Annotated in this window: 19 protein-coding genes; 7 read left to right on the forward strand and 12 right to left on the reverse strand. The window is 59.5% G+C overall.

Annotated elements, in window-relative coordinates:
* Window positions 1-45: 45 nt before the first annotated feature.
* Window positions 46-2,466, forward strand: a complete 2,421-nt coding sequence (locus R8871_RS37585; protein ID WP_175054956.1) for a glycosyl hydrolase family 95 catalytic domain-containing protein — start codon at window positions 46-48, stop codon at window positions 2,464-2,466.
* Between the two features lie 114 nt (window positions 2,467-2,580).
* Here R8871_RS37585 and R8871_RS37590 read toward each other — a convergent pair whose 3' ends face one another.
* Both R8871_RS37590 and R8871_RS37595 read right to left on the reverse strand, forming a co-directional pair.
* Window positions 2,581-3,798 (reverse strand): glycosyltransferase, encoded by a 1,218-nt coding sequence (locus R8871_RS37590; protein ID WP_175054957.1) that lies wholly within the window; start codon window positions 3,796-3,798, stop codon window positions 2,581-2,583.
* The gene (locus R8871_RS37595) at window positions 3,795-5,288 is read right to left on the reverse strand and encodes an O-antigen ligase family protein (RefSeq protein WP_175054958.1); all 1,494 of its coding nucleotides are present in this window, start codon (window positions 5,286-5,288) and stop codon (window positions 3,795-3,797) included. The genes R8871_RS37590 and R8871_RS37595 overlap by 4 nt, the downstream gene beginning before the upstream one ends.
* Window positions 5,289-5,570: 282 nt before the next feature.
* On the opposite strand from R8871_RS37595, the gene R8871_RS37600 reads away from it, so the two are divergent.
* Window positions 5,571-6,719, forward strand: a complete 1,149-nt coding sequence (locus tag R8871_RS37600) for an acyltransferase family protein (RefSeq protein WP_175054959.1) — start codon at window positions 5,571-5,573, stop codon at window positions 6,717-6,719.
* 90 nt (window positions 6,720-6,809) lie between these two features.
* Here the strand turns inward: R8871_RS37600 and R8871_RS37605 are convergent, their stop codons facing one another.
* Window positions 6,810-8,000: a glycosyltransferase gene (locus tag R8871_RS37605; RefSeq protein ID WP_175054960.1), complete on the reverse strand. Its 1,191-nt coding sequence runs from the start codon at window positions 7,998-8,000 to the stop codon at window positions 6,810-6,812.
* 349 nt (window positions 8,001-8,349) lie between these two features.
* Between R8871_RS37605 and R8871_RS37610 the strand changes: the two genes are divergently transcribed.
* Window positions 8,350-9,603, forward strand: coding sequence for an oligosaccharide flippase family protein (locus tag R8871_RS37610; protein ID WP_175054961.1), 1,254 nt, complete (start codon window positions 8,350-8,352; stop codon window positions 9,601-9,603).
* Window positions 9,603-10,682 (forward strand): glycosyltransferase, encoded by a 1,080-nt coding sequence (locus tag R8871_RS37615; protein ID WP_175054974.1) that lies wholly within the window; start codon window positions 9,603-9,605, stop codon window positions 10,680-10,682. Before R8871_RS37610 ends, R8871_RS37615 begins: the two co-directional genes overlap by 1 nt.
* Window positions 10,683-10,729: 47 nt before the next feature.
* On the opposite strand, the gene R8871_RS37620 is transcribed toward R8871_RS37615, so the two are convergent.
* The 3 genes from R8871_RS37620 to R8871_RS37630 form a co-directional block, all read right to left on the reverse strand.
* Window positions 10,730-11,578, reverse strand: a complete 849-nt coding sequence (locus tag R8871_RS37620; protein WP_246288047.1) for a hypothetical protein — start codon at window positions 11,576-11,578, stop codon at window positions 10,730-10,732.
* Between the two features lie 233 nt (window positions 11,579-11,811).
* The gene (locus R8871_RS38625) at window positions 11,812-12,399 is read right to left on the reverse strand and encodes a hypothetical protein (protein WP_246288042.1); all 588 of its coding nucleotides are present in this window, start codon (window positions 12,397-12,399) and stop codon (window positions 11,812-11,814) included.
* 286 nt (window positions 12,400-12,685) lie between these two features.
* A complete protein-coding gene (locus R8871_RS37630; RefSeq protein WP_175054964.1) occupies window positions 12,686-16,273 on the reverse strand; it encodes an indolepyruvate ferredoxin oxidoreductase family protein in 3,588 nt (1,195 codons plus the stop codon).
* Between the two features lie 98 nt (window positions 16,274-16,371).
* Between R8871_RS37630 and R8871_RS37635 the strand changes: the two genes are divergently transcribed.
* Window positions 16,372-17,277 (forward strand): LysR family transcriptional regulator, encoded by a 906-nt coding sequence (locus R8871_RS37635; protein ID WP_093636484.1) that lies wholly within the window; start codon window positions 16,372-16,374, stop codon window positions 17,275-17,277.
* 394 nt (window positions 17,278-17,671) lie between these two features.
* Entirely contained in the window at window positions 17,672-18,802 is a 1,131-nt protein-coding gene (locus tag R8871_RS37640; protein ID WP_175054965.1) for a porin, read from the forward strand.
* A gap of 145 nt (window positions 18,803-18,947) precedes the next feature.
* Here the strand turns inward: R8871_RS37640 and R8871_RS37645 are convergent, their stop codons facing one another.
* The 5 genes from R8871_RS37645 to R8871_RS37665 all read right to left on the reverse strand — a co-directional run bounded on the left by R8871_RS37645 (window position 18,948) and on the right by R8871_RS37665 (window position 24,530).
* Window positions 18,948-19,352, reverse strand: coding sequence for a DUF2471 domain-containing protein (locus tag R8871_RS37645; RefSeq protein ID WP_175054966.1), 405 nt, complete (start codon window positions 19,350-19,352; stop codon window positions 18,948-18,950).
* A gap of 38 nt (window positions 19,353-19,390) precedes the next feature.
* Window positions 19,391-19,672 (reverse strand): hypothetical protein, encoded by a 282-nt coding sequence (locus tag R8871_RS37650; protein WP_175054967.1) that lies wholly within the window; start codon window positions 19,670-19,672, stop codon window positions 19,391-19,393.
* An 802-nt stretch (window positions 19,673-20,474) separates the two neighbouring features.
* Entirely contained in the window at window positions 20,475-20,912 is a 438-nt protein-coding gene (locus tag R8871_RS37655) for a BON domain-containing protein (protein ID WP_246288044.1), read from the reverse strand.
* On the reverse strand, window positions 20,909-22,255 hold the full coding sequence (locus tag R8871_RS37660; protein ID WP_175054968.1) for a CHASE2 domain-containing protein: 1,347 nt from the start codon (window positions 22,253-22,255) through the stop codon (window positions 20,909-20,911). Before R8871_RS37660 ends, R8871_RS37655 begins: the two co-directional genes overlap by 4 nt.
* 736 nt (window positions 22,256-22,991) lie before the next feature.
* Window positions 22,992-24,530 (reverse strand): phosphorylase family protein, encoded by a 1,539-nt coding sequence (locus tag R8871_RS37665; RefSeq protein WP_175054969.1) that lies wholly within the window; start codon window positions 24,528-24,530, stop codon window positions 22,992-22,994.
* 277 nt (window positions 24,531-24,807) lie between these two features.
* Here R8871_RS37665 and R8871_RS37670 point away from each other — a divergent pair, with 277 nt between their 5' ends.
* A complete protein-coding gene (locus tag R8871_RS37670) occupies window positions 24,808-25,146 on the forward strand; it encodes a hypothetical protein (RefSeq protein ID WP_175054970.1) in 339 nt (112 codons plus the stop codon).
* A gap of 121 nt (window positions 25,147-25,267) precedes the next feature.
* On the opposite strand, the gene R8871_RS37675 is transcribed toward R8871_RS37670, so the two are convergent.
* Window positions 25,268-26,271: plasmid partitioning protein RepB C-terminal domain-containing protein (locus R8871_RS37675; RefSeq protein WP_322789534.1), on the reverse strand; the 1,004-nt coding region annotated here is incomplete at its 5' end.

Below are 26,271 nucleotides of genomic sequence, written 5' to 3' on the forward strand. Positions count from 1 at the left end.
TTATAGGTGGATCTTTCGGGGAAACTTCGCGAACCAGGAGACAGGATGAAAACGTCCGTAAACCAGAAGCGTCGCAGGCTCCTCAAACTCGGCGGTGTAGCCGCCATCCTGCCGGTGGCAGGCGGCGGCACCGGCAACCATGCGGCGATACGTTCCGCACAGGCCAGCGAAAGCGGCACCTTCCCGAGCACCGATCCACTCTCCACTTCCGCACAAGCTGCTTCACCGCTCCTCTCCGCCGATCGGGCGCTGCTGTTCCAGTACGATCAACCCGCCGTCGAATCCAGCATGCAGTTTCAGGGCCTGCCGGTCGGCAATGGCCGTCTGGGCGCGCTGGCAGGCGGCGCAAGCGAGAGGGAAGCGCTTTACCTCAACGAGATCACGCTATGGTCGGGCAGCAAGGACGTCGTCGACCTGTCCTATACGACAACCGGCATGGGCACCTATCTGTCGCTAGGCAAGCTCTATATCGATCTCCCCGCTCACGCCGGCGCCACGAGCTACCAGCGCTCGCTCGACATCAGCAATGCGCTTGTGCGCACGCAGTACAGTGTCGGCGGCAGGACCTACCGGCGCGAGATCTTCAGCAGCTTTCCCGACAATGTGATCGTCGTGCGGCTCACCTCGGACGGCGGCACCTACAACGGAACGGTGTCGCTGATCGACGGTCAGGGCACCCAGACCATAGGCGAGTCGAATCATGCGCTGTCGTTCTCGGGTTCGGTCGGCGGTAGCGGAGAGCTGTACGCCACGTACCTGTCGGTTATTCCGGATGCGGGGGTCGCGCGGTTCAACTCCGCCACTGGGCAGATCACGCTGCAGAATTGTCCTGCGCTCACGATCATCATTGCGGCACGCACCGATTACACGGGGCGCTACGTCGATAGTTACCTGACGGGCATCAACCCGCGCAGCGCCACGATTGCAGACGTGACGAACGCCGCAGCTCGGGGCTACTGGGATCTTCTGTGGCGTCATGTGCGCGACTATCGCGGTCTGTTCGGGCGTATGGAGCTGAACCTCGGCACTTCGAGCGCCGCGCAGAGGGCGCTGACGATTCCGGCCCGCTTGCAGGCGCGCGGGGCGAACCCCGCGCTGGCCGATCCCGAGCTCGAAGCGATGTACGTGCAGTTCGGCCGCTACCTCACGATCTCGTCGTCGCGCGGTTCGATGCCAGCGAATCTGCAAGGCTTGTGGAGTACGACGAACAATCCGCCGTGGATGGCCGACTACCACACCGATATCAACGTGCAGATGAACTACTGGCTCGCCGACCGCGCGGGATTGCCGGAGTGTCAGTTGCCGTTTGCCGATTACGTCACCGGGCAATATCCGTCGTGGGTCCAGTCCACCCGGAATCATTTCAACGATGCCGCCAACGTGAATTACAGCAATTCGAACGGCAAGGTGGCGGGTTGGACGGTGGCGATTTCAACCGGTATCTACGGTTCGATCGGCTGGGATTGGAGCCCGCCGGCAAGCGCGTGGTATTGCCGCACGCTGTGGAATCACTATCAGTACACGCTTGATAAGCGCTATCTGGCGAACATCTACCCCGTGATGAAATCCGCCTGCGAGTTCTGGCAGGCGCGCCTGATCCGGGATCCGGCGACGGGGCTGCTCATCGACGACAAGGACTGGTCGCCGGAGCAGGGGCCCCACCAGCAACTCGGCATTACTTATGCACAGGAACTCGTTTGGGATCTGTTCACCAACACGGTCGCGGCGAGCCAGGTGCTTGGCAAGGATGCGGATTTCGCGCAGACACTCGCGACGCTGAAGGCGAACCTCTATCTGCCGAAAGTGAGCCCGACGACCGGCCAGCTTCAGGAATGGATGAGCGACAGTGTGGTCGGCGAAACGGGGCACCGGCACCTGTCGCCGCTGATCGGGTGGTTTGAAGGCGAGCGCATCACGCTCGACAGCGATCCGACGCTCGTGGCCGGCGTGAAGGCGCTGCTCACCGCGCGCGGGTTCAACTCGTTCGGCTGGGGGCTGGCATGGCGCATCGCGTGCTGGGCGCATTTCCACGATGCCGCCACCTGCTATTCGATGATTCCGAAGCTGTTGAATTACTCGGCGGGCAACGACGGAGTGAACGGCACGTTTGCCAACATGTTCGACGCTTACGCGCTGTCGAGCAACTCGTCGGCATTCCAGATCGATGCGAACTTCGGCGGTCCGGCGGCGATACTGGAAATGCTGCTGCAAAGCAGGATGGATCGCATCACGCTGCTGCCCGCGTTGCCGTCGCAATGGGGCACAGGAAGCGTCAAGGGCCTGCGGGCGAAAGGCGGGTTTGCGGTGGATCTCGCGTGGAGCGGTGGCGCGTTGTCGTCGGTCAAACTCACCAGCGTGGGTGGGACGCGGACAAACCTGTACTACGGCAATGCTTCGCGTGCGGTCGTGATCCCTGCGAATGGCACCGCCAAGTTCGACGGCAGAATGCAGCCGGTTTCCTGGTAGTCCCAAGCCGAAACGTTGCCGATCGCAGCCTCGACCTTGAAGTGGTTGATGAAGGAGTAGTGAAGAGCAACCGGTGACGGTGCGCGCCTCGCGGCGCGCGCCGTTATCCCAACGTCACTGGCTTGGTTGAGTTGTGGCTTCGCGCAGCGTGCTGAGCGTGTTTTCGCGCGTTTCGCCGATGCTGCCTTTTGTTTCCAGCAGCGCGGTCAATGCGCTGACCATGGTCTCGATCCGGAAGCGCGCTTCGAAAGTGTGAACGGCCTGAGCGCGCATGGCGGCGCGCGCGGCATCGTCGAGTTCGAGCCAGCGCACGAGATTCTGTTCCGTGCCGTCAACGGTATCGGCGGCCACCATCCCCGCGCCGTCCGCTTCGATCTCGCGCCACACGTTGACCTTATCGGAGATCAGCGCCGGCAGTCCGCAGCCGAGCGCCTCGGCAACCGCTACACCGAAGTTCTCCTGATGCGAGGGTAGAACGAACACGTCGCTTGCATGAAACGCGCCCCACTTGAGGTCGCCCTGCAGCATGCCGGGCAGGCTGAGGCGGTGCACGATGCCGGCTGCCTGAGCCTGGGCGCGCAAGCTGGCTACCCAGCCGGTCTCATCGGGACCCGCGATCATGAGATGCAGCGACGGGTCGCGGCCGGCGATACGCGCGAATGCATCGATTAGCAGATCGCAGCCCTTCTTCGCGTGCACGCGGCCGAGAAACAGCACGATGCGTTTGCCGCGCAAGCCCGGCACGGCTTGCAGGAACGCTTCGCGTAGCGCCGCTGCGTCGAGCGGCGGCACGGTCGTGCCGTACGGCACGATCCGCTCATGCGCACGGTACAGCCAGAACGATTGACGGGCGCGCGTACGCTCTTCTTCAGTCGTAAAGATGACGGCGCGTGCATCGCGCAGTACCCGATATTCCGCCCACGGCCAGTACAGCCACTTCTTCAGATGCTTGAGCGGGTAAGCCTGTTTGAACCAGGGATCGAGCATGCCGTGCGCGTAGACGTAGTAGGGCACGTCGCTTTGGCGCAGCGCTTTCCATGCCGCAAAGCCGTGGTACTGCCACAAGCCGTGCACGATGACCGCGTCGAAGCGCTTCGCGTTGGCGGCGAGCCAAGGCGCGAGTTGCGCGCTGTAGCTATAGCGGCTGTTGACGGGGCCAAACGCGTGGACCGGAAACGGAAACGACGCGAGGTAGGTGTCGCTGGGCGCATCGCAGGTGGCCACTTCGATTTCGTGCCCGGCGTCCTGCATCGCCGCGCCGCTACGGCGAACGCCTTCAACCGGGCCGCCGGCGCGGGGATCGACGCTTGCAAGCAGATGGAGAATTTTCATCGGACGATATTCCGTCGATTGGCGTTTTGCGTCGGCGTGGTCCGCGACACGAGAGCGCCGAACTGGCTGGAGCCGGACGTGGTGCTTGCCGCGTGTGACATGCCGAGGGTCGTCGCGAGATCCGCACGGCCCATGCCGGGCTGGATTCTGCCTGGCAATTCAGGCATGGCGGCCGGCTGTAGATGCGGAGGCGTAGGCGCACGCTTCACGCGCGCCGGCAGTGCGCGCTGCAGTCGCGCATGCGTGGCGATCATCAGGCCGAGCGCGATGCCGAATATCAGCCCGGAAAAACGCGGCCCAAGCGGATTGCCGCCGATCGACGTAGCCGGCAGCGCGGCGAACAGCATGATGGCGCGGCCTAGCACCGGAAGCATGGGTGCGTCTGGAACCACCACACGCCAGTAGCGGTAGGAGAAAAAGCAGATTGCCAGCGCGGCCAGGGTCGCCAAAGGCATGGCGATGCCGAACAGCAGGCCGCCGGCGAAGAGCTGATAGACCCAGAAATTGTGACCCGCCGGCCATTCGTTGATCGCGTAAAAGTCTTTCTCGCTGATCTGGCCGGCAAGGTCCGGCAGGTAGACGGGGGAATAGCGGTAGTAGTGCCCGTAGCCTTCGCCGAACAGCAGCGTTTCCGGCGAGGACGTCACCTGGTCGTACTGATCGCGCATTTCGGCGAGACGGGTGATCGTGGTGGGATCCTTGCCGGTAACGGTTTCTTCGGACGCGAAAATGCGCTGCGTCCAGTGTTCGGTGACGGCCGGAAAACTCACTGCCACGATGCCGACCACGGCTGCCAGCACCGCACCGGTCATCACGCTGCGGGCGGCCGTGCGCCAGATAAGCTGGATCGACGGTGCACTTAGCGCCATCGCGATCAGGAACAGCAGGACCGTTCCCACCAGCAAACTGCGCGTCACGCTCAGCAACTCGACGATCACGCTGACCGAGAACACCGCGACGGTGAAAAACGAAAAGCGTCTGGCGACGACGAATTCGTGCAGCAGCACGGCTTGCAGCCCTAGCAACGTCACGGAGATGATACGAAAGCGCGCGTCCTCGAGGTCGCCACTCGTGGCTAAGCCATAGACGAAGGTAAACAGGAGACAGATCACATTGGCGACGAACAGGGCCTTCTCGAACTGCGCAATTCTGTATTCGCTCCATGGACGGCAGGCCACAAGATAGCCCAGCAAAAACAGCAGGAACGGCAGGAGAACGCGTAGATAGTTGCCAGTGTCGTTATCCTGAACAAACTGGGCGACGATGCTGCCGAGCACGCACAGCAGCACGCTGAAGGTGACGACCGAGCGCAGGCGCGAGCCGTTATGAAAGCGCGGCGCGACCAGGGCGAGAGCGATCCCCGCGGCGATCACGGGAATGACGAAAATGAACTGGACGAAGTGGCCTACGTTGGCGTCGGGCGCTTTATAGTCCAGTGCAAGCGGTAGCAGAAATAACCATATCCAGAGCGTCGCATACTGATGGCGCATTGCTGATTCCTCCCCGTGCTGTCGATCCGCCGTCGGTCTAAAGCGGACGGTCTCGCATCGGGTCATTGTGCGGGAATATCCCCGCGTGGCCATTGCGCCTGGCCCGTTTCGTCGCCGTTTGCCTGGGTTCTGGCGACAGGGGCAAGGGCGCTCCCTGCAAGACGCGCGCACACTTGCTGATGTTGTCGGCCAATGCCTTGATGTTGGCGCGCACGCACGCGTGCCGCCACCGAAGATGCAAAAAGGGACATGCGCCCACGAATGGTGACAGGGGAGAACAACATGAAATTATTCGGCGGGGCGAGACCCTCAACAGCGGGGCGGGCCATCGAGCTGGATTTCGTGCGGGGCATCGCCATTATCATGGTGATGGGGTTTCACTTTCATGCCGTTCAGACCGGCAACTTCCTGATTGAAATCGTTGAATATCCCCTGAAGAATTTCGGGCGGGAAGGCGTCAATCTGTTCTTTACGCTGAGCGGCTTTCTGGTTGGCGGCCTGTTGCTTCGACAGTATGCCGAAACCGGTAATGTCGACGCCAAGCGTTTTATCGTCCGGCGAATTTTCCGCATCTGGCCCGCGTATTACGTGTTGATCGCGTTTCACGTGCTGGCCGGGCGCCATCCGTGGAATACCTTTCTGATCCAGAACCTGACCCACCTGCAGAACTATCTGGGCACCTCGATTACCCAGACCTGGAGCCTCGCGGTCGAAGAACACTTTTATCTCGTCCTGCCGGCGCTGCTGTTGCTGTTCGCGCGTTGGCGCCTCAGTGCGTGGACGATCGTCGGCGTGCTGACGGGAATCTGCGCGGTGGTGCTCACCGCGCGCTGCTTCGCGGTGGCGGGCGGCAATCTGGAAGGCGCATTCGCGTACACGCAATACCGCATCGACAGTCTGCTGGTCGGCGTGATTCTGTCCGCGATCTACTGGATGAAACCTGGTGTCTATCACCAGATCGCGAAGCGCAAATGGCTGCTGATCGCGAGCGTTGTGGTGCTGTGCGCGTGGCTCGCCCTTGCGACGAAACACATCGCGCTCGACGAAAGCATCGGCTATACGATTCAGGCGCTCGGTTTTGCCGCGCTGATCGTGTTCGTGCTGGAGTATTCCGGATCGCTCAAGACGTCGTGGGTGTATCGCGGGATTGCCTGGATCGGCCTCTATTCGTACGGCATTTACCTGTGGCATTCGCTTGCGCTCGCCCCGGGCGACATGCTGATCCGCAAAATGACCGCCATGGGTCTTGCGCCGAGCGTCATCTGGATCGTGGCGCTTACCGCGCAGTTCGCGTTTGCGTTTGCGATCGGCTACGTGACCACCCGCGCGATCGAGTATCCGTTCCTGCTGATGCGCAACGCGCTGTTCCCGGCAAAGCGCAACAGTTCGGTGCGCGAAGAAGTGCCTGTTGCCGGCGGCCAGTTGTCCTGAGTACGGTCAACCGTGGGCGGCCTGGCTACGCGCCAGCCGCTCTGAGTTTCTGCCGAGGTGAGGGTGTGTCGAGGAAGGCGCGTTGCCGCATCAGGCCATCTGCTGCAGCAAGGTCTGCTTGAATTGCCCGAGCGTATGCCGTGACAGCAAATCTTCGCGTGCGGCCGGAACGGCCTCGGGCTCGTGTGGCCACGAGGTCATGGTTTCGGTGATCGCCTTACCGATAGAGGCGGAGCTCAGGTCTTTCAGAATCGGCCCTAGTTCGCAGCGCCGGCTGAACCAGCCGATCAGTCCGTCTTCCGTTGCGATTACCGGCTTGCCGAAACGATACGCCTGCACGAGCACGCCGCTCATACCGTAGTGTCCCTTGTAGCCTAGCCAGACCGCGTCGCAGCCGGAGAACAGATCGCGCTCCACGTCGTTCGCAATGAACGAGTCAAGCACCAGCGGCGCGGGCGTGAGGCTGCGCACATGATTGCGCATGAAATGGCGCGTGCCCGCATCCTGTTCACCGGCGACGATCAACGTGGGCGCATGCTCCAGACGCGTCAACGCGTGGACCAGTTCGTAGATGCCCTTGCGTTCGGTGATCGATCCGTACACCAGCAGATAACGCTGCGTGGGATCCAGTCCGAGACGCTCACGGGCCAGCACCGGATTTTCCGCGTGCTCGTCCGGAAACGGGTCAGCCACATAGGTGACGGCCGCGCTGTTTTTCGAAGTATTGTGCGCGGCCCATTCCGGCAGAGTCGGGTCGATCGTCAGCAGTGTGCGCAGTCCGACAGAGCGGATGGCGCGCTTGAAAAGCAGCGCCTTGACAGCATTCACAATCGGTCGATCCGGCGACTTGATGCCGACCTTGTGGTGATGGAAAGTCGAGCGCATTGTGATGCCGATCCAGGGTGTCTTGCGAAAAGGCGAACCGAGGAACGGCAACCCATAGAAGAAATAATCCACATAGGGCACAACCACCAGCCTGATCGGCTGCGCGTGGCTTACGATGCGATGCACGCGTTTGAAATAGCGGTGAAAGCGCGAATACTGGTTCGGCTGCGGCAACAACCCGCGGGGCCGCTCCTCGGGATCGACGAATGCGATCTGCAGATCGGCGCGATTCGCGGCGACGATCTGTCTCGCGAGCCGATGGTCTTCGTTGGCGGATTCCGTGGCGAGGATGCAGGGATAGCCGGCTTCCGTGCAAGCCTGCATGGTCCATTCGACATAGCGCCAGCGATGGCCGGTGAGGTTGGGCTCCACAATCAGGACGTAGTCTTGTTCCATCGATTCAGTGGTCTTCAGTGGTCGAATGCGTTGTGGAAAAGCACCCTTGCGCCGGCTGTCTGAGGCGCTAGCTGAACAACGTTAGCATCGGCGGCGGCAGTGAATCCGTCTATTTGACCCGTTCTGTGGGTAAACGTACTAGCGCGCAATGGCTTCGGCTGAACTGGCCTAGCTGATGGCGGTTGTTGCCGATCCTCTCGCGGTAAGGTCGTATATGGAGTTCGATGAAAAAACTCGCCAGCTTGCTGGTGCAATCTAACAATTTATGCGCCGGCGGCGTTTCGCAGCGATGCATTGAATCGCTGCTTATGGCCGACCCAACGGCGCTCCGATTCGACGGAGAAACAGCTTGCGGGCGATCAGGCTTCCGGCGCTCTCGATAGCGGCCAGCTTCGGCGCGAGCGCGGCGACGTGGGTGCTATTGCAGCAGTTCGCTGTGCGTGGACTTGTAGCAATCAAATTCCTTGCGATTGGCCGGATGCTCGGGCCGGCGGCAATCGGCAGCGTGAGCGTGGCCTTGCTCGCGGTGGCGATTGCCGAGGCGTTGTCGGATACGGGTCTCGCGCAAGCGGTCATTCAAGGTGAACATCCACCGTCGCGGTCGCAACTCGGCGCGGTGTGGACGACGCTGACCGCGCGCGGCGTGCTTATCTCACTGCTGCTGGTCGCGCTTGCACCATTGTTGAGCAGTCAGTTTCATCTGAACGGCTCACTGGTGCTGATTCAGCTTGCCGCGCTGCTGCCGCTATTACGCGGTCTCGCATCGCCTACTTACTACCTCGTGCAGCGCGAACGGCGCTTCCAGCATATTGCCGGCGTCGAGGTCGGGGCGGCATTCGTCGATTGTTCGGTCGGTCTGGGGCTCGCGTATTTCGGCGCTGGTGCGGCTTCGGTGCTGCTCGGCCTCGTGGCCGGCGAGAGTCTGAAAAGCATCCTGACCTGGGCGACGATGAAACCGCGCCCGCCGATCCGCGCCGTGTGGTCGGGCATTGGTCACTACGTCGGCTTCAGTCGCTGGATCTGGGCGAGCAGCGTGATCAATCTCCTGCTCAATCAGTTCGACAAGGTTGTGGTCGGCAAACTGCTCGGCCCGGCGCAACTGGGTGGCTATCAGATGTCGTCGCGGCTTGCGCAGATGCTGCTCGCCGATGCCGCCATCGCAATGTCGCAATACCTCTTTCCCACCTTCGCGGCACGTCATCGCCGGAGTCCGCAGGCTGCATCGCGGCTGATCAAGATTTATCTGCTCGTGATCGCGATCGGCCTGACGGCGTTCGTCGCGGTGCTGAGATTGATCGCAGAACCGCTCTTCTCGCTGATTCTCGGTGCGGCCTGGTTGCCTGCGGTGCCGCTGTTCAGAATTCTCGTGATCAATATGGCGATCGGCGCGTTGATTGCCGTGCTGGTCGCTTATCTGCGCGCGGTGGGTGACGCGAAGGCGACGGTGCACGCGTCGCTGATTCAGGTTGTGGTGCTGCTGGCGAGCGTGCCTGCGGCAGTTCACTGGTGGGGCGTGACGGGCATTGCCTGGTCCATGACACTTGGCCTTGGCTGCGCCGCGGCGTGGATGCTGTTCAGAACGCTGACTGCAAGGACTTCATGATGCGCGTCTTACATCTGGTTCTGGCGCCGCGTTTGTCGGGCGCCGAAGTCCTCGCCAAGGATCTCGCTATCGATCAAAGCGCCGAAGGCATGGCCGTGTGCGTGGCCTCGCTGTTGCCTGTGCACGCCGAATTCCTGCCCTTGCAGGACGAGTTGCAGCGGCACGGCGTGCAGTGCTGGTTTCCTTCACGGCGCAGGCGCCTCACGGGCAAACTGTGGAATCTGTTCTTCACAGTGCGGCGATTTAAACCAGACGTGATTTTCGCGCACGCCACGATTCCTTCGTTTTATGCGCGCGCGTTGCCGCTGCGGGTGCCGGTTGTCTACGTCATGCATTCGGCGACCAACGATTTCGAGCGGCCGCTGTTCCGGCGCGTCGAGCACATTCTGTCCGGACGTGCCCGGGTCGTGATCAGCGTATCGCAACAAGGCATGACCGATTACGTGCAGGCCATCGGACCGCATCCTGCAATGACCGTGGTGCCCAACGGCGTCGACCTCGGCCGCTTCGCGTTCACCGACGGCGCCGGACATAGCGGCCGGGCGCCCCAGGTCGTGCAGATCGGACGCTATGCATCGGTGAAGAATCAGCTTCTGACAGTGCGCGCCTTCGGTCAGGTGCTCGAGCAGGTGGCGGACGCGCGCCTCGTGCTGTACGGCGTGGTCGAAGATCCGGAGTACCAGCGCACTGTCATTGGCCTCGTGCAGGAGCTGGGGATCGCCCACCGTGTCGTGGTGGCCGGTCCGCGCACCGATGTGGCGAGCGTGCTGTCGGAGTCGAACGTATTTGTCATGCCCTCGCGTTCCGAGGCGCATAGCGTGGCGTTTCTTGAAGCGTTGGCTTCCGGTATCCCGATCGTCGCGAGCAGGATTCCGTCGTTTGCCTTCGCGAACGGTTTTCCCGGTGTGCAGTTAGTCGATACGGACGATGTGCCGTGCTATGCAGATGCCGTGGTCGCGGCGCTAGGGCAGGCGCGGGCGCAACGCTCGCTTGCCGGTCTGACGCTCAGGGATACGGCGGCCCGCTATCGGGCAATCGCGCATCAGGTCAGTAGCCATCTCGCCGTGCCGGCCCGTTAGTTCTTCGGCTTGACCCTACCTGTTGCTTGCGCCGGGACACCTGACTTTCAATGGTGGCTGATGGCGGAGCTGCGTTCATCGGATGTCGTCTCGGGCGCGGGCGCCGACGGCCACGCGCTCGCCAGTTCGGTCTCGCGCATCGCGAGGGTCAGCAGGCGCTGGGCCTCCTTGCTGCTCGAATCGACCTGCAGCGCATCGCCGGCCTTGTGCCAGACGCACGCCCATCGTGCGACATAGCCGCAACCCCGTGCCACGCTTAAGAGAGCGTCCCGCTGCTGTTCACGCGCCGTCACAGTTTCGCGCATACGCAGTGCGTCGGGGTTGTCCGGCTGAGCTGCGATGGCTGCGGCCAGGCGCGCTTTCGTCGCCGACAGATTGTTCTGCTGCAGATTGGCGCGGGCGGATCTGATCTGCTTTGACGCGGCTACGTTAGATGTGACGGGCGGGTTGTAGGTCTGGCCGCCGGGATTGTGTTTCGCCTGGGCCGATGCCGTCATCACGCGCCGCGGAACCGGTGGCGGTGCAGCGGTTGGCGGGGCAGGAGATCGCACGGGTGGCGGCTTCACGGGCCGTTGAGCAACGAAGACCGGCGCGGACCGCTGAACGAGCGCAACCGGCGGCTTGACGTGCTGGGTCTTCACTTTGCCGGACACCGCGATAGGGGTGCCGTCGTCCGAGTCGTTGGTGTGAATGAAGCCCAGGTACACGGCGGACGCCACAAGCAGCATCGAGACGCCGAGCACGACGGGCTGGCGCAGTCTGTGGACGGCGGGGGCGGCGACCGGTGTTTCGCTAGTGACGGCATACGGATCGATCAGCGCTCGCGAAGACGGGCGCCAGATTCGCGGCGTCATCAACCGGGTCGGCAGCATCGGCTGGGTATCGCCCAGCGGCATTTTCAAAGGGGGAGGCGCCGTGCGGCGCGCGCCGAGCGAATCGACCGGGCGGGCGCCGCACTCGGTGCACGGCGTAAAGCGACCGGCTAGCGACGCACCGCAGTGCTCGCATTGGGGGTAATCATGCTGATCGGAAGTAACGTCGCTAAGCATTGCCGTTTCGCAAAGGGGCGTCGAATGCCGGCGCCACAATCAACAAGAACAAGGCACGGCAGCGAGGCTTGCAATCGGGATTACTGTGCGACGACGTAACCCCGCGCTTGCATGCACGCGCCATACGCGGCCCAATACTGTGTCATTGGCGGTTCAGGCGCCGGCAGCGGCGGCAGCTTCACGCCGGATGCCGCGGCCGTCTGTGCCGCGCCTGCTGCTGCCGTCTCCGAGGCGCCGTTGTCCGCGCTGGTTGCCGATGCCGGCGTGGCGGCCGCGGTCGTTGCAGTTGCCGTGGTCGAGCTTGCTGTCTTCGTCGCCGCAGCGGTCGTTGCCGTACTCACGCCGGCCCCGCTTGCGCCAGGCGCGGTTGCGGCCGCTGGCATGCTTGCGCCCGGCGGGGTCGCCGAAAAACTGCTTTGGGGCAAGGGTGGCCGCGACGGGGCACCTGTCGACGACGTTTTGGTTGCCGCAGGTTTGCGCGGTGGAAGCTGCGATTCGTGCGCGATGTTGATTTTCGTCTGCTTGTTGGCAGTGGCATAGCACATCGCGGTGTCGATGCTGCGCTGATAAGCGCTTTGACTTCGGATGGGGTAAACGAGCGGCTGCCATGCGAAAGCAGCACTGCTAAACACCCATAGCGTCAATGCCGTATATGTTCTGATTCCCATCGCAGTCGCTCCCGCAGCGATGTTTCGCCGTTCGCCGGCAATCGCGCTTCGCGGTATGTTCTCGTGGCTGCTGATTTTGCCGCTGAACGGCGGCTCACTTCCGCGAAGGCTGCTTTCTTGAGGGTAGCACCGCGCACTGTCGGCGCAAGGCGTCGTATAGCGCGCGAAAACGCCATCCTGCAGTCGAATCAAGACACTCCGGCGCGAAAAGGCGGCAAACGCGGCTAAAAGCCAGGGGAATTACCTGGACGCCGCGTGCCGCCACACTGATTGAAAGACCAGGTTGTCAGATTGCCTTTCTCACCGGTTGGAAGTTCACCTGGTCAGCCGCGTTGCGATATTCGGCCAGCCATGTGTCGCGTTTCGTCGCGGCGGCCAGGACGTTGCGCTCCTTGACGTGGCCGAAACCGCGAATCTCGTCGGGGAGATTGGCAAGCCGCATCGCTACGTCCAGACGGTCGTTGTCCAGCGTGCGACAGAACTCCTCGATCAACGCGATGTACTGGTCGATCAGGGCGCGTTCACCGCGTCGCTCAGCGGTCTTGCCGAACACGTCGAACGCACCGCCGCGCAGGAACTTGAGCTTCGCGAGCACGCGGAACATCGGGAGTGTCCATTGCCCGAAGCGTTGCTTTTTCAGGTGACCGTGTTCGTCGCGTTTCGCCAGCAGCGGCGGAGCGAGGTAGAAGCCGAGTTTGTAGTCGCGGCCAGGCTCGCCTTCGAACTGTGCCCGCAGTTTGTCGAAGTACGCCGGGTCGGCATAGAGGCGCGCAACCTCGTATTCGTCCTTGTAGGTCATCAGCTTGGCCAGATTGCGTGCTACCACTGGCGTGAGGCGTAGTTTCGAGCCCGCGCTGAACGAGGTTTCCTTGGCTCGCATCTGTTCGACTACCGCTCGATAGCGCGCGGCATACTGCTCATTCTGATAGAGGCTTAACAGTTCGACGTTACGCTCGATGAGCCGCTCCAATGACTCAGGCATCTGCACGACGATTGCCTGTTGCTGATTGGCGCGTGGCGCGAATGCATCGGTTGCTGCTTCGCCATGCTGCGCGACAAAGCGGCCCCATTCGAACGCGAGGCGATTCTTGTCGACCGCCACGCCGTTCAGTTCGATGGCACGCTCGAGGCTTTCGTAGCTGACCGGCAGCCAGCCGCGTTGCCACGCGAAACCCAGCAGCAGCGGATTCGCGTACAGCGTGTCGCCAAGCAATGCGAGCGCGAGGCGATTGGCGTCGATGAAGTCGCAGTCCTCGCCGATGCTCTCGCGCAGGTCGCCCTGGATCTGATCGCCGGGAAAGGCCCACTGCGGATCGCGCACGAATTGCGCGGTCGGCGTTGCGCCGCTGTTGATCGCCGCCTTGGTGACACCGCGTTGCGTGCGGGCCAGCACTTCGGCGGATGCCGATACGATCGCGTCGCAGCCCAGAATCAGGCGCGCTTCGCCGGTCGCGATGCGGGTAGCGTGCAACTCGTGTGGCGTGGCTGCGATCTGTACGTGGCTCAGTACAGCACCGCCTTTTTGCGCGAGGCCCGCCATGTCGAGCACGCTCACACCTTTATTCTCGAGATGCGCGGCCATGCCGAGCAGGCCGCCGATCGTCACGACACCGGTGCCGCCGACACCTGTTACGAGCACGCCATAGGGTTTGGCAAGACCTGCGATCTCCGGGCGCGGCAGTGCGGTGAAGTCCGGAAGCGCGGCTCCACTGGCCGTCTTCGCCGGCTTCTTCAACTGCGCGCCTTCAGCGGTGACGAAGCTCGGGCAAAAGCCGTTCACGCACGAGAAGTCTTTGTTGCACGACGACTGATTGATCTTGCGCTTGGTGCCTTGCGGCGTTTGCAGCGGTTCGACAGACAGGCAATTCGATTTCACCGAGCAGTCGCCACAGCCTTCGCAGACGGCGTCATTAATGAACGCCCGCTTGGCCGGATCCGGATAAGTGCCGCGTTTGCGGCGCCGACGCTTTTCGGTCGCGCAGGTCTGGTCATAGATCAGGATCGTGGTGCCCGCGACTTCGCGCAACTCCCGTTGCAGACGATCGAGCTCGTCGCGGTGATACACCTTCACGCCTTCCGGCAAGCGTACGCCGGTAGCGTATTTTTCGGGCTGGTCGGTGACGACGAGCACCTGCTTCGCCCCTTCGGTCGTCACCTGGAACGCGATCTGTGGCACCGTCAGCACGCCGTCGATGGGTTGGCCGCCGGTCATCGCGACCGCATCGTTATAGAGGATCTTGTAGGTGATATTCGCACCGGCCGCGATCGAGGCGCGGATTGCCAGCAAGCCCGAGTGAAAATATGTACCGTCGCCAAGATTCGCGAACACGTGACGTTCGTTGGTGAAGTGCATCTGGCCTGTCCACGCCACCCCTTCGCCGCCCATCTGGCTGAAGGTTTCCGTGTTGCGGTCCATCCATATGGTCATGTAGTGGCAGCCGATGCCGGCCAGCGCGCGTGAGCCTTCGGGGACGCGCGTCGACGTATTGTGCGGGCAGCCCGAGCAGAACCACGGTTGCCGTTCTGTGACGGTGCGCGGCGTGGCAGCGTCGCGTTCCTTCGCTTCGATGATGGCGATGCGTGCTTCGATCCGGGCGCGTACGTCTGCGGGCAAATCGGCTTTCGCGAGACGCCGCGCAATCGCCTTCGCGATCAGCGCCGGCGATAGCTCATATTGCATCGGCAACAGCGCCTGGCCGCGCGGGACTGACCACTCGCCGCCGGCGTCGTCGCGTTGATCGAACTTGCCGAATACCTTCGGGCGCACGTCGTCGCGCCAGTTGTAAAGCTCTTCCTTCAGCGCGTATTCGAGGATCTGGCGTTTCTCTTCGACCACCAGAATCTCGTCGAGTCCCGTCGCAAAATCGCGGGCGTTCTGCGCATCGAGCGGCCACACGCAACCCACCTTGAGCACGCGAATGCCGATCCGTGCGCAGGTATCGTCGTCGAGCGAGAGATCCGCCAGCGCCTGACGCACGTCGAGATAGGCTTTGCCCGCGGTCATGATGCCAAGGCGCGGCGTCGGGCTATCGATCACCACGCGGTTCAGTTTGTTCGCGCGCACATAGGCGAGCGCCGCATACCACTTGTGGTTGAGTAGACGCGCTTCCTGCGCGAGCGGCGGATCGGGCCAGCGGATGTTCAAGCCGCCTTCCGGCATCTCGAAGTCATCCGGCAACACGATCTGCAAGCGGTCCGGATCGATGTCGATCGACGCGCTGGCCTCTACGACGTCCGTCACGCATTTCATCGCGACCCATAGACCGGAATAGCGGCTCATGGCCCAGCCGTGCAGGCCATAGTCGAGATATTCCTGCACGCTCGCCGGATAGAGCACCGGGATGCCGCTCGCAACAAACATATGTTCCGACTGGTGCGCAACGGTCGACGACTTCGCCGCGTGATCGTCGCCCGCCAGCACCAGCACGCCGCCATGCTGATCGGTGCCCGCCGAGTTGGCATGCTTGAAGACGTCGCCGGTGCGATCGACACCCGGCCCCTTGCCGTACCACATGCCGAATACGCCATCGACTTTCGCGTCGGGCCACAGATTGAGTTGCTGCGTGCCCCACACAGCGGTAGCGGCGAGATCCTCGTTAACCCCTGGCTGGAACACGACGTCGTGTTCCTTCAGATGCTTCTTCGCTTTCCACAGCGCCTGGTCGAACGCCCCGAGCGGAGAGCCGCGATAGCCCGACACATAACCCGCCGTGTTCAATCCCGCGCGACGGTCCCGTTCCTTCTGCAGCATCGGCAAGCGGACCAGCGCCTGGGTGCCGCTCATGTAAACGCGGCCTTTCTCAAGCGTGTATTTGTCGTCGAGTGAAACGGTGGCAAGCGCGTCGCGCAGCGGGGGCGATAGGGGGGCGTTCATGGGCGGCGTCTCCGATAGCTTTATTGTCCTGGCGAGTATAGGAAGCCGAATTCCCATCGTAAAATCACAAATACCGAACCCTGCTATGCGAAAAACACATGTCAAAAGACGTCACATTGCGGCAGATGCGTTACTTCGTTGCGGCCGCGCAGAACGGGCAGTTTTCGATGGCGGCGGCGACCGAACACGTGTCGCAATCCGCGATTACCAATGCGGTACTTGCGCTGGAGGAGACGCTGGGAACCCGGCTCTTCGAACGCCTGCCGCAAGGTGTTGCGCTGACGCCGGACGGGCAGGACTTTCTCAATCACGCACGTCACATCCTCGATTCGGTACGCGACGCGATCTACAAGGCGCCGTTTCGCTCACACGACCTTAAGGGCACGGTGCGGATTGCTGCCTCGTACACCTTGCTCGGTTATTTCCTGCCGGAACTGTTGGGGCGGTTTCGTGCGACTTACCCGCACGTCGAACTGGATCTGCGCGACGCCGATCGTCCCGAGATCGAGCAGGCCATACTCGACGGCGACATCGATCTGGGTGTGGCGTTGCTGTCCAATGTGGATCATCTCAAACGGTTTCAGCATCACGTGCTGATCCGTTCGCGGCGTCAGTTGTGGACGGCGCCGACGCATCCGCTGGCACAGGTGAACTCGCCTTCGCTCGCGGACATTGCGGCGTATCCGTATATCCTCATCACGGTCGACGAGAGCGAACGAGCGACGCTGCGTTACTGGAAAGAGAACGGCGTCGAGCCGAATATCGCATTTCGCACGAGTTCAATGGAGGCGTTGCGCGGACTGGTGGCGCATGGCTTCGGCGTGACGATCCTGTCGGATATGGTGTTTCGGCCCTGGTCGCTGGAAGGCAAGCGGATCGACGCACGGCCGATTCTCAATGCGATCCCGCAGATGGATGCGGGGATGTTGTGGCGCAAGGGCGCAACACTCGATGCGCCGGCGTTGGCATTCCAGCAGTTCCTGATTCATGCGTGCGGCAGCTAAGCCCGCGCTTATCCGTTTATCGCATACCGCTTGAATTTTTCGACACCGACGCCGCCGGTGCAGGCACGCTTGCAACTGCAAGATGACGAAAGAAAGACGGGAAGGTTTGGAAATGAAATTGCCCACTTCGCTTATTTACTTTCCAGAACGCGGACATTAAATTTGCGCTCGTCTGGATGTCTTTTCCTTTGTTGTAATCCACGCAGGTCCAGACCTTAGCTATGCGAAGTTGCATAGCTTTTTTTTGCCTGCGAGAAAGATCCAGAAAGTGAAAGATGCAGAAAGTTTCCATTCCTAATTTTTGGTCGTGTTTACCCAACACTATTTTCGATCACGTTTTACCGCCAGTTATTCTGCGCTCCGCAGGTTCATCAACACAAACTTAAGGACGCAGATGAAGAAGACCACACTGGCAACTCTTTCGCTGGCAATGCTTGGCGCAACTGGCGTAGCTCACGCACAAAACAGCGTCACGCTGTACGGCATCGTCGATACGGGTTTGACTTACGTTTCAAACGACGGCGGCAGCAAGTCCTTCAGCATGACCTCGGGCAACGAGTCCGGCAGTCGTTGGGGCTTGAAAGGCTCAGAAGATCTCGGTGGTGGCCTGAAAACAATCTTCCAGGTGGAGAACGGTTTTAATTCGACCAACGGCAAGCTCGGCCAGGGTAGCCGCATGTTTGGCCGTCAAGCGTTCGTTGGCCTGAGCAGCGACAAGTGGGGTACGCTCACGGCCGGTCGTCAATACGATCCGCTGGTTGATCTGGTTCAGCCGGTGCAGGGCGATGGCTTCCTCGGTGGCGTGTTCATCTCGCCGGGCGACATCGACAACGCCGACAACAGCGCGCGGGTCAATAACTCGATCAAGTATACGTCGCCGACCTGGTCCGGCTTCCAGTTCGAAACCATGTATTCGCTGGGCGGCGTGGCTGGCGCGACGGGCTCGGGTCAGAGCTATGCTGCCGCAGCGGCATACAGCAACGGTCCCGTCAACCTGGCAGCGGGCTACTATCACCTGAGCAACGGCAATGGCGCGAACCGCGGTACGACGACGTGGGATTCGTTGTTCAACACCGCTGTCAACGCAGCGTATTCCACTGCGGCGTCGATCAACAATGCGCGTATCGGCGGCAACTACGTGTTCGGCTCGGTGACCCTGGGTGGCTACTACAGCCATGCCGAATACACTGCAGACGCAAGTTCCAAGTTCACGCAGACCGAAAAGTACAACACGGGTTCGGTGTACGCCGTATGGCAGGTCTCGGCGCCGCTGCAGACAGAGATTGGCTACGTGTACCTGAAGTCGAGCGGCAGCTCGTCGGCAAAGTACAACCAGTTCGCTGTTGCAGCGGACTACTCGATCAGCAAGCGTACGGATTTCTACGCGTGGGCAGCGTACACGACTGCATCGGGAACACAAGACTCGTCGGGCACGGCAGCAGTCGCTGTTATCGGCTCGGCAACCGGCGATTCGGGTTCCAACAAGCAGGCTACTGTAACCGTGGGTATCCGCCACAAGTTCTAATCGATAGATGCACTAAAGAAAGCCCGCGTCACGCGGGCTTTTTTGTTGCTGTTTACTCGACTGAACTTTTGATCGGCGATCTTGAAACGTTACTGTTTCGATGGCGGCCGGATGGTGATCGGGAGTTCACAGTTGAATTGGCACATCAGTCCTGAGTGGCTGCATTAGTAGCGTCGGCCTGCACCAACGCGCGCACGAGCAGGTACACGGCTGGCAGGTTGTCGTCGTCACGCCGCCAGTCGACGGGTTCGTCGAGATCCATCCCGGACAAACGGCTATCCTCAAACCGGATAAACGTAGAGCGGATTGTCTCGTTATGCCTTGCCAGGAAGCCCCGATTCTCAAAGACCTGTTCGTCGATTGTCAGCAGCGTGCGCCAGGTCGGCAATTGCGCGCTGCTTGAGTAACGGCGACGGCCACTGTTGAGATGGCGACCCGCGACCGTGGCAATGATCTGCTGGAGGTCGAGCGACGCGCTGCGAAGTGCGCGTTCAAGGGCGACGGGATTGATGTCGTGGACATCCATATCAAGAGCAGAGTCGTTGTTCATACTGTTATTTTCCTGAGGACTCGCAGCAGCGCGCAGCATCAAAGTTGATGCTTCGACAGCGCCGGGTTTCGCTGTGCCAACACCTGGCGGATCTGGGCAAGATAGTTATCGCCGACCGTACAGTCTTCAACAGGCCGGATACGTTGATGAGGCGTTGGCGGACGTACGCCGAGATAGCGGCACACCGCTGAGAGGTATGGCTTGCCGTTGCCTCCGAGATGCCGCGCAGCGGCAGCCACGCGCACGTCTCCGACGTGCTTGCGCAACCACGCGAGCGTTTCGCGATCACCGTCGTTCAAGATGCGGATGAGCTGGTTCATGACCGATCCTGTATATAAAAACAGTACTGTAAATTTATACAGTATTTAACCAGGATGCAAGTTAATCTGCAGGTCTATTGCATCAGCCGCACGGACATCCGGTCACGGTTTGACCGAAACATCTCGATTGTCGACGGGGCAAGGGATTTCCCTGGTCCGGGGATTACGCACCTATTTCGATTGCCGGACCCAGGAATGGCCGCCCGCGAGCGGGCAAGGCGTAATTTGATGGTGGCGAGTGCGAACGGATAACCTGCTGTATTTAAAGGTGATCCTTCCGGAATTTCCGGTCTTCGCGGCGGTGCGAGGTTCAGGCGTGAGCGAATCTCGACACCGATGTCGAGATTCATTTAACTTTGAACTCGACATGCCGCTACGATAAGGCTCCCCGAACTTGCTGCTCAGGTAACTTTGAACCCTTGGGTCACTTAAGTTTGAACTATCCGACGTTTGGTTCATTTAACTTTGAACTTTCTTGACGATCCGTCGGCGATTCCAACCAACCGCTGATTGCGGCCGTTGGTTGTCGAAGTTCCGAGCCAGCATCATATCCACATGCCCGGAATTATTAACGAAGCATCGCGTTGCGTTTAATCAGTGACCTTCTGGCTGACGCGAGGTCTCATGGTCTGTCCTGATAGTCCTTCGGCGATACCGCGTCCGCGAGTTCGCCGACGGCCGCGTGAGCGGCCAGCAGACTGAGGAGTATGGCCACCAGTAGTCTCGTATCAGCCGCGACCTTGGGTTCGCCACGAAGGGCAGGAGTATAGGGCGATGCATGCGCAGGATGCGTTTGTTGAGTCTAGTTCTTGGCACCAGTGTCGTCTCCCGATTCTCGGATCGTAAGCTTATTCTTAACCGAAGTAACGCCACTGACCTCAGCGGCAACTTCTCCAGCCTTGTTCATCTCGATCTGACTTGGGACTGTCCCATTCAGCGTCACGGCGCCACCGAAGGAGCGGACTTGTATGTTTTCGACGTCGATGCCTTGAGTCCCGTGAAGTGCGGCGATGACGCGGGCGTGAATTTCCGACCGCTTACCCTTCGCACCGGGTGGGGTTTTCGGGATGTGAGATGTTGCTCCAGGATACTGCCTAGCTGGGCCGGTTGGGGATTGCTTGGTCGGCGCAGTCGGAGGCGGGGAGGCCGCGGCGCTTTCCGCGAGCGCTGAATTCGTCGCGAACATCGTCGGCAAAGCGATTGCGAAGCAAATGGAGACGGTATATTGCTTGGAAATCATGAGGCATCCTTTTGGGGACCAATTGCCGGTGTCTCGGGCCTGCTGGGTCGTGAAGCCGCTTCCGCAGGGGGTTTCTTTCGGAAACAACGCGTTTCGAGAAGCTTGGGCCATCGCGGCTCAACAAAAGCTTCTGCTTTTTTGTGAAGAAGAGAATGTCCGACTAAAGCAATCACTGGAATCGTGCTGTCAAAAAAACGCCAATAGACTAGCCAGGAGATATATTCGGTCGAGAAAAGCACGAAACAGGCAACACCAAGAAAAATAAGTCGGGCAACGGTTGACTCGAGCCCGGCCGTGACCAGAGCAAGAACCACGCAAATTAATACTTCGATAAGTCGATCTAGTAGGTTCGGGGTCGGGAAAACGAGGTGTGTCTGAAGAGCGTCTTCTACATAATTCAGGTGAATCAAGACGCCGGACATTTTTCCAAGCGGAGTTGGCCATCGGTCAATGAGTTCCCCCATGCCTGCTCCGTCGGGGTGCCAGGCACCTCCGACCAGAATGACCTTGCCTTCGACTTGCGCCTGAAGCGCACTGCACTCCTGTACTCGAGACTCTGACGCCCCGGAATCAGTGCCGCACGTGCTCGCAAGGACGTTTTGGGCGTAGAGTAGACGACCGCGCTGCGCGAGTTCGCTAGCGTCGACAAAGGTTGCGGAGGGGTAGTCGCCACCTGGATCTTCGGTCGGAATCTCGTTGTGGCTCGCTAGGTATGCACGAACCGCGGCCCACCCGAACGAATCTTCCTCCGCGCCATTGTCAATCGGTCGATGGGTAGGAATCTGTCGCTGGTCTTCAGGTAAATTCGAGTCGCCTTCAGTGACGCGCTCTGAATTGAAGTCGCCAGGATTTACAAGCTGATTTACGCGCTTGCCGTGGTCGATATCGACTGCGAGGACTATCCTGCAAAGCGATCTCTCGTTCAGCGCGGCTCGAACGTCACTTCGAAATGCAGTCGTTTCTGATGCGTAAGGATCAGGTGAACTGGAGTTTGTCGCGCCAATTGTCATATCCAGACCTACTACGCGAGCGCCAGCGTCGCATAGATTTTTTGTCAAATCCCCTAGCAAGTCTCTTCTGAGCGGAGTTCGGTCCTGAAATACCCCGTAGTAGGCTGGATCGTCGATAAGCACGGCAGCGCTCGTCCACGCGGAGGTGGACCCAGGCGTTCGATTAAGTACGCCGTCTACGAATCCTTGGATGCCGGTCACAACGCCGACGCGAAATTCCGGAAGGTATTCCGAAAACAGGAAACCTATAACCGTCATCGCCACTACGAGTACCCAATACCCGCAACTCCGCTTACGTACGTTCTCTACGAATTCCTGATGCCAGTTCGCCATGGTCAGCTCCGCGATTCGAGATTCGATGTTTGCGAGAAGCGAAATACGAGACCGGGAATTCGACGTAGTTCAATGGTGTTGCGGCGTCCGATAAATCCATTCCAGCACCCGGCGCCTGGTTGTCCGCCAGAGTATGTCACAACCGTCAGACGCCGAGGATGGGCCAGTACTGTTCGGGAGAATGGTGAGCGTTTTTGGAGCAAAACCTCCTTTCCGCCACACCGCGGCTACTGGGATTTTTCGCGGAAATGCAAAGTTTTCGATGTCTTAACCGGAAACGCATTACAGGAGGTTCTGATGCAAAGGTGGTCCGCGGATCTGCAGCGGCATCGACCGGTGCTCTGTGTGCTAGCGCGCACGGCCGGCACGATGTTGGGGGTGACATCGTGTGTCAGCCTAGGCATCCTGTAGTTCGGCGCACCGCGGTTGCACCCGCCGGAATCTGGAAGGCATGAGTGCCTCTGGGAGCATTTCCTCGCGGGGTCCGACAAAACTGAATAGCGTTATTCAGTGCGTTGAGTGGCCGCTTCGGAGAGCGGCATCTGACCGTTCAGGGTCGTGTGCTACCGATCGCCAATAGGCACAGACCGGCCAATTTCGGATGCTCAAACTAGCAGCGCGAATGGCCGATTCAAGCAAGTTGGCTAAAATACGGGATTGTCAGAACGTTCATCGCCCGTTGTACGGGCAACAGTGCGCTCGCACGATTGTGATCCATATTCAGCTTGCGCTGCGATTATCCAACGATGTCCGAGTCAACAAATATTTTTAAATTTTCGCCCTTAAGGCCTATCAACTCTTCCGCGAGCTCTTCTACTTCCTTCTGATCATTGCAAGCGATCAGCACGTATTTTCCTTCGTCTAGAAGTTCTTTCACCGCGTTGAAGATTCTGATGCGTCGAGATGACATTCTAATCGAGCTAACGTTGATGTATACTCCGCTGCACTTCTCGTCAAATACAAATACATCCTTGCTCGGCATAATAATGTTGAAGGCATCCGGGGTAAAAGACGCAGTGCAGTGCTTTTTTGCCTCAATCAAAATTGCCAAGGATTTAATAAGTGAAAATGTGTATTGATTTATATTTTTTCTTCTGATGAATTTATATTCAATCAGATTTTTTGAAATATATTCGTCGAGAGTGCGTTGCCACGCCTTGGTACCGCCTCGTCCGTTTGATTGATGCGGAAGATTTTCCAAATCAAATTCACCTCCCTCATCAATTATTTCAATTTTTTCTGCGGAAAATTTTAGATCAACGAATTTGCTTTTTCCATGCAATATTGAATTTTGAGTCACTTCAAGCAAAAGATCGCAGAAATGGCGAGCGAAGCTCGAACCATATTCATGTGCAGAACAATATTGCGAAAGCTTGAAATCGACGCGTGGCCCTATAATGTCATTTAGAAATGTATTTAAATTAATCAGAATTTGATCGTCGACTTCGATTCTCAGAGTCGCCCCCACCAACAAGTCCTCAAGTGCAGCAACTTCGGAAGTGCGTCGCGGCGCTGGCAGCGCATCAAACTTCACCAAGATATCCGTCAAGGGTTCGATAAACGACGCTGCTGCTCTGGCTGCATCAGCTTGTGATTTGCGCGAAAAATCACTGTCTCCAAAATCCGAAACAGCTTTCACAACAATCCACGGCAATTGACAGCTCGGTACAAAACCAAACGCCTCCATCTCACCTCCCACGGTATCCATTCGATACTCCAATATTTCATTTCTGGCGACATCGTCAGTTAGGAGCGTCTCCAAACTGGCAAGTGGTCCGCAATGAACAACGATATCTCGCCTTGCAGCCTCCGTCTTGACCAACTCTTCCTGCAACTCGTCGCTAAATAGAAGTGAACTCTTGAACGGTGACGGTCTCCTTTTCGAAGCCTTCGCGGCGGAAATGGAATAATTCAAAGATAAAATTTCACGACTCACAAGGACGTCGCCGATCTTCGTCAAATCGGGTCGCCCCCAACAAAATCCGACAAGAATTACCAAGCATGGCGACGGGAGGTTTGAGTCGGACAGAAATTGAGTTGCAATGCGTGAGATTGAATCCTTCTCCGAAATTCCGCTGGTACCCGATAGATGAACTACAGGTCGATCGCCTAGGAAGCCGATATAAAGTCCGTGACTTGGGAAAGCGCAAGGCACAGACTTTCTATATTTAATGATCTCATTAACCGCGCCTTTTTCTTTGCTATTTGATGTGAGAATAAAAATAAAATTATTTTGCAGTGCGGCTTTAAATCGGGGGAGGTCATAAATTTCCATTTATATTTACTCTAGGGCGCGGTTTTAAGGGGTTCGGCAATAGATGAGTAGATCGTGACATCGAATCCCGCCGATTGCAATGGGACCAGATTTTTGGCAACGTAGTTTGGGACGCACAGCACAGTTGACGGTGAGCTTCTCCGGAATTGAAGTTCGGACTGCGTCGCTTTTTTCTCGTGCCTTGAAATAGCCTCGATTCTTGTGCTCTCTGCCTGTCGACAAGCAATCGGCGAGCCGCCCCACCGCAAGCGTCGGACATCACCTGTCATTCGAAAGCATGGCGTTGTCGACCGCTACGGGTCGCGTTCTGCCGAACGCGGCTTTGCGAGGTTCGCATTGCGTATGCCTGCATGAGGCAGTGCGCGGCCACAGCCTGCCGTTCGACATGGCGGCCAACCGCGACTTGACGCAGTTGCATCAGCTTGAGGACGAACTTGAGGTCGATGCGAAAGAGGCGAGTGCTGGTGAATTAGACGGGGACGAGGTGGTGCCTGATGGCAGCGAAGCGTCGATCTACCTGACCACACGGGAAGCCGATCTGCTGATCAAGACAATACGCCTAGTGCTGAAGGCGCACGAATTTTCGCGCGATGCCCGTATTATGAAAGGCGGCTGAGGGGAGACCGTTGCGGGATCGGAATGTCCGCTTTGCGAGCGGGCGGCTGTCCTTTCAGAGGGGTGGTCAGTCGACATGCGTACGTATTGTGCGGCACGCAATGGCGCAGGGACGCGGGCGCTCAGGTCGGCACCCGACTCGCAGGTGCGCGACGCCTGAACGGCAATTTGATCGGACGACGGGGTTCATGCGCGCTGTCTGCCTCATTCGCAATCGTCTGGAATTGCGATGAATATTCAGGATACTGCTCGATCAGCCATTGGGCGATTACCTCGTTTGCCATCAGTGTAGATACGTAGCTGGCTGCGACCGAAAGGTGAAGGTGGTTGACACCATAACTCTCCTCAATCATCCCGACCTGGGATTGCAGGCTGGCAAGCTCTCTTTCCAGATGTGCCAACTGTTCGCCAAGGTCACCGGTCTTCCGTTTGTATCGGGTTGGCTCAAGCAGTTCAGGTGGCGTCGCTGCCAGGATTGCGCGCGCGAATGTGGACGCAAAGTTTCCCTGGCCGCACATCAACTCGGCCGCCTCAACCTGACGCGGAGGGCGCATCGACTTCAGCGCGGAAAACGTCTTGCCTGGGCAGTTCTTGTCTGCGAGTAAGGCTTGGGCTTCCCGGCAGATACCGTCCAGCATCACGGCTTTCTGGCGGACTGTGTTCTTACTGATGCCGAGAACCGTCGCGATACGCTCCCGGGAAACGCCATGTTCTATAGCGCGGGCAATCATTCGCGCGTCCTGTACCGGCGTGAGGCGACTGATGTGTCTGTTGTAGGTATAAGACTCGTCGTCGGTCGCTGTCATGCACGGAGCATCGTCCCGGTTCAGACGGCGAAGGGCTTCGACCCGAAGCCGGCCGTCCAGCACCCGGAACGAGCCCGCGTGGTTGGAATCTTCGATAACGGCCACCGGCTCGACGAGTCCCACGGTCGCAACTGACGCGAGAATCTGCAGGAATTTCTTGCTCGCCAGTGCCGAAGCCGGAATTGGTGTAATGAAGTTCAAATCCTTGAGTGCGGATTTCGGGGAAGGCGAACGCTCGTTTCGGTGAAGTCGAACAAGCTGGAGGGCGGTGCTGCGAGGTGCATGGATTGTAGCGTGAGTGTTCGAGATCAGGCTACGCC

Origin of the sequence: Paraburkholderia sediminicola, from assembly GCF_902859805.1 — a bacterium.
GTDB classification, from domain to species: Bacteria; Pseudomonadota; Gammaproteobacteria; order Burkholderiales; family Burkholderiaceae; genus Paraburkholderia; species Paraburkholderia sediminicola.

Excerpts from the sequence above, each read along its gene's own strand:
- R8871_RS37585 (WP_175054956.1), top strand. The coding sequence starts at position 46 with ATGAAAACGTCCGTAAACCAGAAGCGTCGCAGGCTCCTCAAACTCGGC.
- R8871_RS37635 (WP_093636484.1), top strand. The coding sequence starts at position 16,372 with ATGTCAAAAGACGTCACATTGCGGCAGATGCGTTACTTCGTTGCGGCC.
- R8871_RS37600 (WP_175054959.1), top strand. The coding sequence starts at position 5,571 with ATGAAATTATTCGGCGGGGCGAGACCCTCAACAGCGGGGCGGGCCATC.
- R8871_RS37630 (WP_175054964.1), bottom strand. The coding sequence starts at position 16,273 with ATGAACGCCCCCCTATCGCCCCCGCTGCGCGACGCGCTTGCCACCGTT.
- R8871_RS37670 (WP_175054970.1), top strand. The coding sequence starts at position 24,808 with ATGGCGTTGTCGACCGCTACGGGTCGCGTTCTGCCGAACGCGGCTTTG.
- R8871_RS37645 (WP_175054966.1), bottom strand. The coding sequence starts at position 19,352 with ATGAACAACGACTCTGCTCTTGATATGGATGTCCACGACATCAATCCC.
- R8871_RS37605 (WP_175054960.1), bottom strand. The coding sequence starts at position 8,000 with ATGGAACAAGACTACGTCCTGATTGTGGAGCCCAACCTCACCGGCCAT.
- R8871_RS37595 (WP_175054958.1), bottom strand. The coding sequence starts at position 5,288 with ATGCGCCATCAGTATGCGACGCTCTGGATATGGTTATTTCTGCTACCG.
- R8871_RS37665 (WP_175054969.1), bottom strand. The coding sequence starts at position 24,530 with ATGGAAATTTATGACCTCCCCCGATTTAAAGCCGCACTGCAAAATAAT.
- R8871_RS37660 (WP_175054968.1), bottom strand. The coding sequence starts at position 22,255 with ATGGCGAACTGGCATCAGGAATTCGTAGAGAACGTACGTAAGCGGAGT.
- R8871_RS38625 (WP_246288042.1), bottom strand. The coding sequence starts at position 12,399 with ATGGGAATCAGAACATATACGGCATTGACGCTATGGGTGTTTAGCAGT.
- R8871_RS37640 (WP_175054965.1), top strand. The coding sequence starts at position 17,672 with ATGAAGAAGACCACACTGGCAACTCTTTCGCTGGCAATGCTTGGCGCA.
- R8871_RS37650 (WP_175054967.1), bottom strand. The coding sequence starts at position 19,672 with ATGAACCAGCTCATCCGCATCTTGAACGACGGTGATCGCGAAACGCTC.
- R8871_RS37655 (WP_246288044.1), bottom strand. The coding sequence starts at position 20,912 with ATGATTTCCAAGCAATATACCGTCTCCATTTGCTTCGCAATCGCTTTG.
- R8871_RS37620 (WP_246288047.1), bottom strand. The coding sequence starts at position 11,578 with ATGCCGCTGGGCGATACCCAGCCGATGCTGCCGACCCGGTTGATGACG.
- R8871_RS37590 (WP_175054957.1), bottom strand. The coding sequence starts at position 3,798 with ATGAAAATTCTCCATCTGCTTGCAAGCGTCGATCCCCGCGCCGGCGGC.
- R8871_RS37615 (WP_175054974.1), top strand. The coding sequence starts at position 9,603 with ATGCGCGTCTTACATCTGGTTCTGGCGCCGCGTTTGTCGGGCGCCGAA.